The organism is Flavobacterium sp. CF108, from assembly GCF_900129795.1.
In the GTDB taxonomy this organism is placed as follows: Bacteria; Bacteroidota; Bacteroidia; order Flavobacteriales; family Flavobacteriaceae; genus Flavobacterium.
Window position 1 is genome coordinate 527,466 of sequence record NZ_FQWW01000005.1, and the last position, 9,884, is coordinate 537,349.

10 protein-coding genes and 1 rRNA gene are annotated in these 9,884 nt (G+C 31.0%); 2 read left to right on the forward strand and 9 right to left on the reverse strand.

Going from position 1 to position 9,884, the window contains the following annotated elements:
* Window positions 1-269: 269 nt before the first annotated feature.
* Together BUE10_RS16670 and BUE10_RS16675 are read left to right on the forward strand one after the other, a co-directional pair.
* On the forward strand, window positions 270-980 hold the full coding sequence (locus BUE10_RS16670) for an ABC transporter ATP-binding protein (protein WP_073486841.1): 711 nt from the start codon (window positions 270-272) through the stop codon (window positions 978-980).
* Window positions 981-984: 4 nt separating this feature from the next.
* Window positions 985-3,396 (forward strand): ABC transporter permease, encoded by a 2,412-nt coding sequence (locus BUE10_RS16675; RefSeq protein WP_073486843.1) that lies wholly within the window; start codon window positions 985-987, stop codon window positions 3,394-3,396.
* A 95-nt stretch (window positions 3,397-3,491) separates the two neighbouring features.
* On the opposite strand, the gene BUE10_RS16680 is transcribed toward BUE10_RS16675, so the two are convergent.
* The 9 genes from BUE10_RS16680 to rrf all read right to left on the reverse strand — a co-directional run.
* Complete coding sequence (locus BUE10_RS16680; protein ID WP_073486844.1) at window positions 3,492-3,965, reverse strand: hypothetical protein; 474 nt, start codon at window positions 3,963-3,965, stop codon at window positions 3,492-3,494.
* A 35-nt stretch (window positions 3,966-4,000) separates the two neighbouring features.
* Window positions 4,001-4,549 carry a hypothetical protein gene (locus BUE10_RS16685; protein ID WP_073486846.1) on the reverse strand — a complete coding sequence of 183 codons (549 nt, stop codon included), beginning with the start codon at window positions 4,547-4,549 and terminating at the stop codon, window positions 4,001-4,003.
* 131 nt (window positions 4,550-4,680) lie between these two features.
* Window positions 4,681-5,421, reverse strand: coding sequence for an SDR family oxidoreductase (locus BUE10_RS16690; protein WP_073486848.1), 741 nt, complete (start codon window positions 5,419-5,421; stop codon window positions 4,681-4,683).
* Window positions 5,422-5,500: 79 nt separating this feature from the next.
* Window positions 5,501-6,070 (reverse strand): Crp/Fnr family transcriptional regulator, encoded by a 570-nt coding sequence (locus BUE10_RS16695; protein ID WP_073486849.1) that lies wholly within the window; start codon window positions 6,068-6,070, stop codon window positions 5,501-5,503.
* Window positions 6,071-6,271: 201 nt separating this feature from the next.
* Complete coding sequence (locus tag BUE10_RS16700) at window positions 6,272-7,642, reverse strand: hypothetical protein (protein WP_073486851.1); 1,371 nt, start codon at window positions 7,640-7,642, stop codon at window positions 6,272-6,274.
* 6 nt (window positions 7,643-7,648) lie between these two features.
* A complete protein-coding gene (locus BUE10_RS16705) occupies window positions 7,649-8,152 on the reverse strand; it encodes an endonuclease V (RefSeq protein ID WP_073486853.1) in 504 nt (167 codons plus the stop codon).
* A gap of 15 nt (window positions 8,153-8,167) precedes the next feature.
* Window positions 8,168-8,731, reverse strand: coding sequence for a DUF4256 domain-containing protein (locus BUE10_RS16710; RefSeq protein ID WP_073486855.1), 564 nt, complete (start codon window positions 8,729-8,731; stop codon window positions 8,168-8,170).
* 53 nt (window positions 8,732-8,784) lie between these two features.
* Entirely contained in the window at window positions 8,785-9,378 is a 594-nt protein-coding gene (locus BUE10_RS16715) for a YdeI/OmpD-associated family protein (protein WP_073486857.1), read from the reverse strand.
* Between the two features lie 418 nt (window positions 9,379-9,796).
* Window positions 9,797-9,884, reverse strand: a 5S ribosomal RNA gene (gene rrf, locus BUE10_RS16720); the annotation flags it as partial.

Here is a 9,884-nt window from a genome sequence, read left to right on the forward strand (position 1 = left end):
ACAAAAGGTGTCCAATTGTGGACACTATAGATTTTTTTCGGAAAATAAAATTTTAAAAATAAGGCAGTTACAAAGTTTAAATTTCTGGCATGAAAATCACATTTAGACTTGTAAATCATTAATTATTAACGCCTTCCTGAAGTAAAAATAACAAAATAAATATCTATAAATCGCATTGTTAATTATCTTAATTTTCGGGTGTGTTTCTTTTGCTTCAGAAGACAAAAAAATCAGAAAACGAATAGCAATCAAACATTAAAAAATCAATTATGATTACGATCAAAAAACTTTCAAAAATTTTTAGAACCGAAGAAGTAGAAACAAATGCTTTAAGCGAAATTTCATTAACCATAAACGAAGGCGATTTTGTCTCCATAATGGGACCGTCCGGAAGCGGGAAATCAACTTTATTAAATATCATCGGATTATTAGACAGCGCTTCTGGCGGAAGTTATGAATTGCTGGGACAGGAAATGATTGGCCAAAAAGAAAAATTAAAATCGAAAGCCCGAAAAGAAAATATTGGGTTCATTTTTCAGAATTTTAATTTAATTGATGAATTATCGGTTTATGATAATATCGAACTGCCATTGATTTACAATAATGTTCCGTCATCTGAAAGAAAGAAAAAAATAGAGCATATTGCAAGTGTTTTAGGTATTTCACATCGTTTGAAACATTTTCCGCAGCAGCTTTCGGGTGGTCAGCAGCAGCGTGTAGCCGTTGCAAGGGCTTTAATTAATGACCCGAAAATTATTCTTGCCGATGAACCTACAGGAAATCTGGACAGTAAAAACGGAAATGAAGTAATGGAATTATTGACAGATCTTCATGCTGCCGGTTCTACGATTTTGATGGTGACGCATTCTGATTATGATGCTTCTTTTTCGCAAAAAATAATTTTGATGAAAGATGGCGTTATTCTTTCTGAGAAATTAAATCAGAGAAATGTGGACGTTTTAGTAACTTCTAAAAACTAAGGTCATGCTGAAAAATTGGATTAATGTTTTTACGTATCATATAAAAAACAATAAGCTGTTTACGGTTTTGAATGTTTTGGGATTAAGTATTGGAATTGCGGGTTTAATTTTTGCGATTTTGTATTGGAATGAGGAATATTCATATGATAAATGGAATCCCGAAAAAGATAAAACGTATATTGTTCTAAATGATATTGGTAACGAAAGTGTTTGGGCTACAAACTCCCCAATAACTGCTCCGGCTTTAAAATCTTCTACTTCTTATTTAGACAATTATTGCTATTTCAGAACGTATTATACTAAGGAAATTATAACCTATAATGGTAAACAGGAATTAGTCGATAAGATTTTTTCTGCACAAAGCAGTTTCTTTTCTTTTTTCCCTTTTGAATTTATTCGCGGCAATAGAAAAACGGCTATTCATGATCGCAATAGTATTGTTTTATCTGATGAAACTGCAGCTCGTTTGTTTAAAGATGAAGACCCAATGGGAAAACAGGTTAAGTATGCTGATCAATTTTTTGTTGTTCGCGGAGTGTATCGTTTATCTGGAAAATCGGTTGTTATGCCGGCAGCAATTACTACTATTGTTGAAGACGAACTGAAAAAAAATAGAGAAAGCTGGGGTTTTAGTTATGGTTTAATACTTAAACTGAAAAAACAAAGTGATACAACTGCTGTCATCAAAAAGTTAGATGAAATTTTTATGGAACAAAACTATAAAAAACAGGCTAAGGATGAAGGATTATCACTTGATGCTTTTATAAAAATGTATGGTGATCCTGTAAAAGCACAATTGCTTCCTTTAAATGGATCCAGACTTTCTAAGGGAAATTATCCTTTTCCTGAGGGAACCGGAAATCTTCAGTTTTTGAGAATATTAATGGGTTTATCGATACTTATTTTATTATTGTCGATTGTAAATTATATTAATCTGGCGACGGCAAATGCAGTAAAACGTGCAAAAGAAGTTGGCGTGCGAAAAATTGTGGGCGCTGCAAAATTTCAAATTATTGCCCAGTTTGTATTTGAAACGATATTGATTACGCTTTTTTCGCTTTTACTGGCATTGGTAATAGTGGAGCTTTCGCTGCCTTTTTACAATTCTTTTTTAAATAAAAATCTGGTTCTTATTGGATCTCAATTTTACCTGCAGTTAATTTTAATATTCTTTCTTGTTGTATTTGTTTCCGGAGTTCTTCCTGCAGTATATATTTCAAATTTTGAAGTCTTGAAGGTTTTAAAAGGAAATTTTTCAAGAAGCAAAAATGGTGTCTGGCTTCGCAATGGTATGTTGATCCTACAATTTGCAATAGCGGCCTTTTTTATTATTGGCTCTTTTATAGTTTACAAACAAGTAAGTTATATGGCCGAAAAGGATTTGGGTTTTAAAGGCGCGCAGGTCATAGATATTTCTTTTAAACCCCAAAAAGGGAAAGAACAATTTGAAAGATATAAAACTATAAGGCAAGAGCTTTTAAAAATAAAAGGTATTGAGGCAGTTTCGACAGGAACATTTTCTATTGGAAGTGGAAACAATTCTTGGTCGGGCATGCATTATAAAGCAAATAAAGAAGTTATAACACAGCAAATGGGAATTGACTTTGGGCTTTTGGATATTCTGGGAATAAAGATAATTAAGGGAAGAAATTTAAGTGACAAATTAGCTTCAGACAGTATTTCTAATATTTTGCTAAATGAAGCTGCGGCTAAAACCATGCAAGAAAAAGATCCTGTAAACAAGGAAATAACCTGGAATAACCACAAATTTAAGGTCGTTGGAATTGTAAAGGATTTTAATTACTTCGGTCTGGAACATACAATTGCCCCAATGATTTTCTTTCACATCAATGCATACAATTCTTCAGAAGAAGAAATCAAAACTATTTCTGTTAAGATTGCACCGCAGGAAATGTCTAAAACGATCGCTGCTCTGGATAAATTTTGGAGAGCAAAAGTAGATACCAAATATCCGTTTGAATATAATTTTGTTGACTCAAACTTTGCCCGAACCTATAAAAAGTATGAAAATCAAAGTAATTTATTTTCACTTTTAAATGGGATTGTAATTCTAATTGCCGTTTTCGGGTTATTTGCTTTGGCTTCTTATTCGATGGAAAGACGTTTAAGAGAAATTGCAATTAGAAAAACTTTAGGTGCAGAAACGAATCTTTTATTAAAAGAATTATCAAAGCAATATGTAGTTTTCTGCGTAATTGGTTTTTTAATCGGGATAATTCCAGCTTACCTTTTACTGCGAAAATGGCTTGAAGATTTTGCTTACAGAATTGATATTCCGTTGCTTCCGTTTTTAGTTGCGTTTGCCTTTTTAATGCTTCTGACTTTGACAATTGTTTTGGCAAAAGCGTATCAGGTAACTAAAATTGATATTTTGAAATATTTAAAATACGAATAGTATATTCTCTAAAATATTAAGCAAAGACTCCTTTAAATATTGGAGTTTTTGCTTTTTACCTTTTTGAAAAACAATTTAAATAATATCTTATTTTTTTATTCCTTAGATATATGCAACTGAAGATTATTTTCTTTAACGATTTTCAAAAATAAATAAAGGTTTTCTACACAATCAAAGTTCCAAAAATTCATTTTGTATTTATCTATATTTTTCACCAAATATTCCATTTGATTTAAAACCCAATCCAACTCAGCTATTGTAATTTTTTCATAAAACAAATTCCAATCCCATCCTTCTCCTATTTGATAATCTCTAATAAATTTCGGGAGTTGTATAAAACTTACTCTCTCAGCTAAAAAGTGATTAATTTGATTGAAATATCCATCCCACAAGCTAAAATGGTAAATTTGATTTTCTCCTTGTCGAAGCTGAATAATCTCATGCGAATTTGGTCCTTTCTCAAAAATATTTAATTTGAACTCGGTATCTTTTTCATTACAATACAAACGTATTTCACTTTCTCCTAAAAAATTAGAATAAAAATCCAATTGTACATTTTCAAATTTCATCTTTATTACTTTGTTTCTGATTAAATAAAAAACATTTAAAATATTCTTCTCAAGATTATATGATTGTCATCCTTTTTTTGAGAATCTAAATTTAAGTCTTTCCAATACTCTTCCATAAAACTCAAAAAATCTTTGTTGGATGAATTTGCTATTAAAAATTGTTTAAAATCAATTTCCTTATTAAAGGTAAGATGAACATCTGATTTATCATTAAGCTGCTTATCCCAATGAATTCCTAAATAAAATATATCATCACTATTAACGTATTTCCTTCTAAGAATACCTTTTTTAATTTCATCAAAATCTGGAAATTCCGGTTCCTGATTATCTTGTTCAATATTCTTTTGAAAATCAAAGTAATCTCCACATAAAATGTCTCCTGAATCAAGTAGTTTATATTCTTTGGTTTGTTTATTAAACGCTACAGGACCAACGCCAACCAAATGCCCTCTTTCATCATCATCTTCATAATATTTATGTTTATAATAGGCAAAAGTATATTTTTCAGAATCTTCTACTTTATAAATTGTATAATCACTTCCTATTTCTTCGTCGACAACTTTTTGAGCAAGTTTAGTATCCATTTTTTTTAATCCATATTAGAGAAGATTAAATTAATCATTTAAACAAAGATATCTTTCAATAATGCTGTTTTTTAGCCATAAAAAAAACTCCAATAGAATTGGAGTCTTTTTATAAAATCAATTTGAACTTTTTACCAAGGACTAACTCCCGTTTCATCTTCAATGTCATTACTAAAGAATTGTCCAGTCGGTCCATTTTCATCTATTACGGTATGTTTGATAATAAACGATGCGGCACTTTCAACAGTTCCAGGTCCGCTATGATGATTAAAATCTGTTGCGGTATAACCCGGATCGATTGCATTTACTTTAAAAGACAAATCTTTTAGTTCATAAGCCAGTACAATCGTATATGCATTTAATGCTGTCTTTGAAGTTCCATAAGCTGCCGATTTGAAATCGTAATATTTCCATGATGGATCACTATGCAAAGTCAAAGAACCAAGTCCTGAAGTAATATTACTGATTCTCGGACTGTCTGATTTTTTAAGTAATTCTAAAAAAGCCTGAGTAACACTTATAACACCAAAAAAGTTTGTTTCAAATACATCTTTAATGTCTTTTACGCTGGTATCTGAAGCGGTTTGAGGAAACTGGCCGCCGCTTATTCCCGCATTGTTAATCAGAATATCTAATTTTCCCTGCTCGCTTTCTACAATATTCTTTGCTTCTAAAACTGAATCTGGATTGGTAACATCAATCTCAATGGCTTTAATGTTTTGAAATCCATCTCCATTTAATTCTTTTACAACTTCGTTTCCTTTTTCAAGATCGCGGCTTCCTAAATAAACAAACAATCCTTGCTTTGAAAGTTGTTTTGTGATTTCTAATCCTATGCTTCTATTTGCTCCTGTTATTAATACTGATTTCATTTTTAATTTGTTTTAAAATTATAATACAAAGTTGGTTACTTTGAAAATGGAATCATTTGTCATTTGGCAAAAAGCAATTTTAACTGATGTTTTTTCTAATTCTGCTTAATGATGATTGTGTAATCCCTAAATAAGAAGCTACATAAGATAACGGAATCCTATTGATTACATTTGGATAAATTTTCAAAAACATTAAATATCGTGTAGTGGCATCTTCTGAAACCAGCGGACTTCTTCTTTCTACTTTTTGTCTCAATGCTTTTGAAATAATCCTATGTACTATAGCATCCCAGCCAATAATCGTTGCTAAAAGTTCTTTCCAGTCTTTTTTAGAAAAAACCAGCAGTTTACAATCCGTTATTGCCTGCACATAAGCATTGGAACAAATATCATTGTCAAAACTCTCCATATCGACAACCAAATTATTTTCGTCGATAAAGTATTTGGTAATTTCTTCACCTCTATTGTTGTAATAACAAACGCGGGTAATTCCGTCTAAAACAAAACCGACTTGTTGAGCAATTTTACCAGCTTCCGAAAAATATTCATCTTTCTTAAGTTCCAATACAGTTGCTTTACTCGCAATTAAATCCAGCTGATGCTGATTTAAAGTCCCAAACTGCAATATATAATCTATAAATTCTTTCATAGAGGCAAGTTAATCAAAGTTATTAGTGCAGAATTTGTCATTTGGCAAAAATGATTCAAAACATAAAAGTTATTTTCCCTGTAATAAAAATTGTCTTTTGCATTTTTAATTGTTTTAAAATTATAATGCAAAGATCAGCCGAACCCTGAAGTTGTTTTTAGTCGTTTTGGACAATTGGTTAGCCAAAATGACGACTCTCAATTAATCTCCACCACAGCCGCCACATGAGCTTCCGCACGAACTCCCACAAGAACTGCCGCACGAGCTTCCACCAGAACTTCCACATCCTGAACCACTGTTTGATGATATAAAGTTGTTATTTGCAGGCATAACCAAAGGCATAAAAGAAACTGCCAGACCTCCGTATAAGAAATAATTCCACTGCCAGTCTTGTTCAACATTAGTATTACTTTTTCCTTCTTTAAAAGAGGAGTGAATTGTATGAAAAAATAAATAGTTCACTACTTTCTTATAGTAACGATAAGAGATAGCAGCTAAAATTATGGTTATAATAACAATATTAGTTACAGCCTTATCTCTGGAAATTCCTGTAATAATTCTGCTAAAGCCTATACTTAAAAGAAGTCCAAAAACCAGCAACGCTGTTTTTATGATAAATAAAAATTGTTTAGAATCTAAAATCGTTTCTCTAATTTTTTCAACTCCTTTTTTTAATTGTTGAAATATTGGTTTGTTTATAATTAACTGATGTAACTGTAGATAAGAAATTAAATCATATTCTTTCATGATTTCAATAACACAATTCTCATACTGATTATTTGTTAGTGTATCATCGATTAAGTTTAATTTATTGCCTGTAACCTCAATTCTTCTATTTTCAATTAAATTATTTACGACTCCATGAATTACATAGTCTAGATTATTTTTTTGAAAGAAGACCAATTCTAAAGGTGTAAGATTACTAATGATTAATTTAGGCTTAATTTTTTCAATCAGCGAATCACAAGTTTTCTTGACAAATTGCATTAATAAAAATGTTACTAAAGCAAACAAGAATATGTAATACCATGCAAAATATGGATTATCAATTTGAATCAAAATTGGTTTTAGAAGAAGAGAAATAGGAAAACTTAAAAGTATAAATGCACCTAAGAAAATTATTTTTAATATTCCGAGATTATAATTAGCGTTGTCTAATTGAAGTGAATCCATTGGATTTCTAAGAGTCCAAATTTCTTCAGGCTGTTTTCCAAAATTTAATTCATATAAGTTTTTAGTAACTTCTTTTGCTTTATGGAATTTCTCATGTTCAGCCTTATTATGTGTTGATGGAATATGCTCAATTCTTTTTGACAAAATAGTGCAAAGATCAGAATATGAATTTGTAAAAATTAAATGCTGATGCCAGACAATATCAACAATTTCTGAAGGAGAAACCATTTCGCTTGAAGTTGCTGCCAGATACATGAATTTTTTATATTCTAAAATCGCTGTTTTAGTAAAATAAATAGTCCAACTATTTTCGAATGCTAATCTTGTTGAAAATCCGTATTGATCATTTGGGTTGTCGAGATCAAAATTTTCGATTTGATTCCAAAGTTGTATATCCATAAAAAATTAAAGTTCTTTCGTTAAACGATCTAACTCTTTCAATAAAGTCGGCATTCTAAATTCGCCCGCCATAGTTTCAACTTTTTGGAAAGCTTCTTCTAAATCAATTCCAATAGATGTTACAAATAATGGTTTTGCGCTGTCGCCTCTTAACAAAGGCTTTTTATCTTTTTCGATACTTGCAAAATTAGTTTTAGCGACACCAATAATCGGAATTTTACTATTTAGCTTTTCATATAAGCGTCCGCCTAATCCATATTTTTTATCATCATCTAAATATACGAATCCGTCCACAATTATAGCTTCTATATTTTCCAAATCAATCTGATTTAACAAACTGATAATACACGGAAGTTCTCTTTTGTAAAATTCTCCTGGGATATATTCTGAAACATTATCAATTATTTCTGTGTGAACTTTAAAGTTTTTGTCTTCATTCCAATTCTCAAATTCAAGGCAGACAGTTTTTGCTTTATTATCAAAATAATAAGTATCGAAGGCTAATATCATTTCTATTTTTACTCTTTAAACTCTTAATGAACCACGGAAACCTCTCGCGGCATAATATGAATCAGCACCATTGTGGTATACAAAAACGGTATCATAACGAAAATCTGAAAAAATTGCTCCGCCAAGTTTTCTGATGTTTGTGGGAGTTAAAATCCAGCTTGATGTTTTGGTATCAAATTTTCCCAATTTTTGAAGTTCGTGATATTCTTCTTCATTCAAGATTTGAATTCCCATTTCTGAAGCCATGTTTACTGCACTGTCTTTGGGTTTATTTTCTTTTCTTTTTTCTAATGCTTCGTGATCGTAACAAATACTTCTGCGTCCTTTTGGGCTTTCTGCTGCACAATCATAAAAAATATACTCATTTGTTTTCTCATCAAAACCCACAACATCTGGCTCGCCTTCGGTTCTTTCCATTTCGTCAAGAGACCAAAGTTTTTCAGGATTAGCTTTTAGTTTTGACTCAACTTTTTCCCATTCTATATTTTTATGACGATGTTTATTATTTTCAAAACGTGCTTCTAAAACACTTAATAATGATTCTTGCTGTTCTGGTGATAATTTATTTTTTTGACTCATCTTTCTTTATTTTATGTTATCACAAATAATTTTAAAAACTTATATGCATATCTCTAATCATTAAGTCCTTTACCGTCTAATATGTTTGAAATATTTTTTTCTACTCTCGCCTCTCTGGTTTTGGATTGTTTCGGTTGCGAAAAATGGAGCAGATAAGCTCTTTGTCTTCCTGGGGTTAAAGCATGAAAAGCTTTTTGGAGATTTGGCATTTCATCTAATTTCTTTTGAAACTCTTCGGAAACAGCAAATTCGGAAGTTTTTTTCAGCTCCACTTTCAAACCTGCTTTCTCAATTTCTATTGCTTGATAAATATATGTTTTTAAAACAGTTTTCAAATCAACTATTTCGTGAAGATTCGTAAATCGTATTTGACGAGCTGCCTGGACATTCTCAGATTGTTGAATCAAAATACCATCTGTATCTTTTAACAAAGCCCCTTTAAAAAACAAAAAGGCACAATATTCTTTAAAATAATGAATTAGTACGACGTTATTTTCTTTATAAGTATAGCAAGGAACTCCCCATTTTAATTCTTCAGACAACTGACAATCTAGGACAATTGTCCTCATTATTTCTAATTCTGCCTGCCATTTCTTCGCTTCATCAAAAAAGAAGTCAACTTTTGGATTTGCATTAACTTGTGACATCCCAAACTTTTTTTAAATTACTCTTTCAAAATAGGAGAAAGATTTAAATTTAAAATTAAAACTTTTTTTTGATTTAATGGTACATTTAAAAGTCCAACAAAATAGAACGATATATTATCTAAAGATAAAATAGAAATGAAATAGTTATAAAACCTAAAAATTAACAAGCAAAAAATAAGATTTAAGGCATTATCTATCTAAAAATACAACTTATACAATTTTGATATAAAAGAAAAGAATACGCTTCGATATTTAGCGCATTCATATCACAACAGTTTTTCAGTTTTTGGAGATTCTAACGTAAAAATATTGCCTGCGGTTTCAACCGCAGGTTTGTGCTGCATGACTGTTTCGCATTTCCAAAAATGTTCTAAAAACAAAAAATCCTCATCAACTAAATGATGAGGATTCTTCAAAAGAAAGGCGACGACATACTCTCCCACAATGATGCAGTACCATCTGCGCAGGCGGGCTTAACTACTCTGTTCGGGATGGGAAGAGGTGAG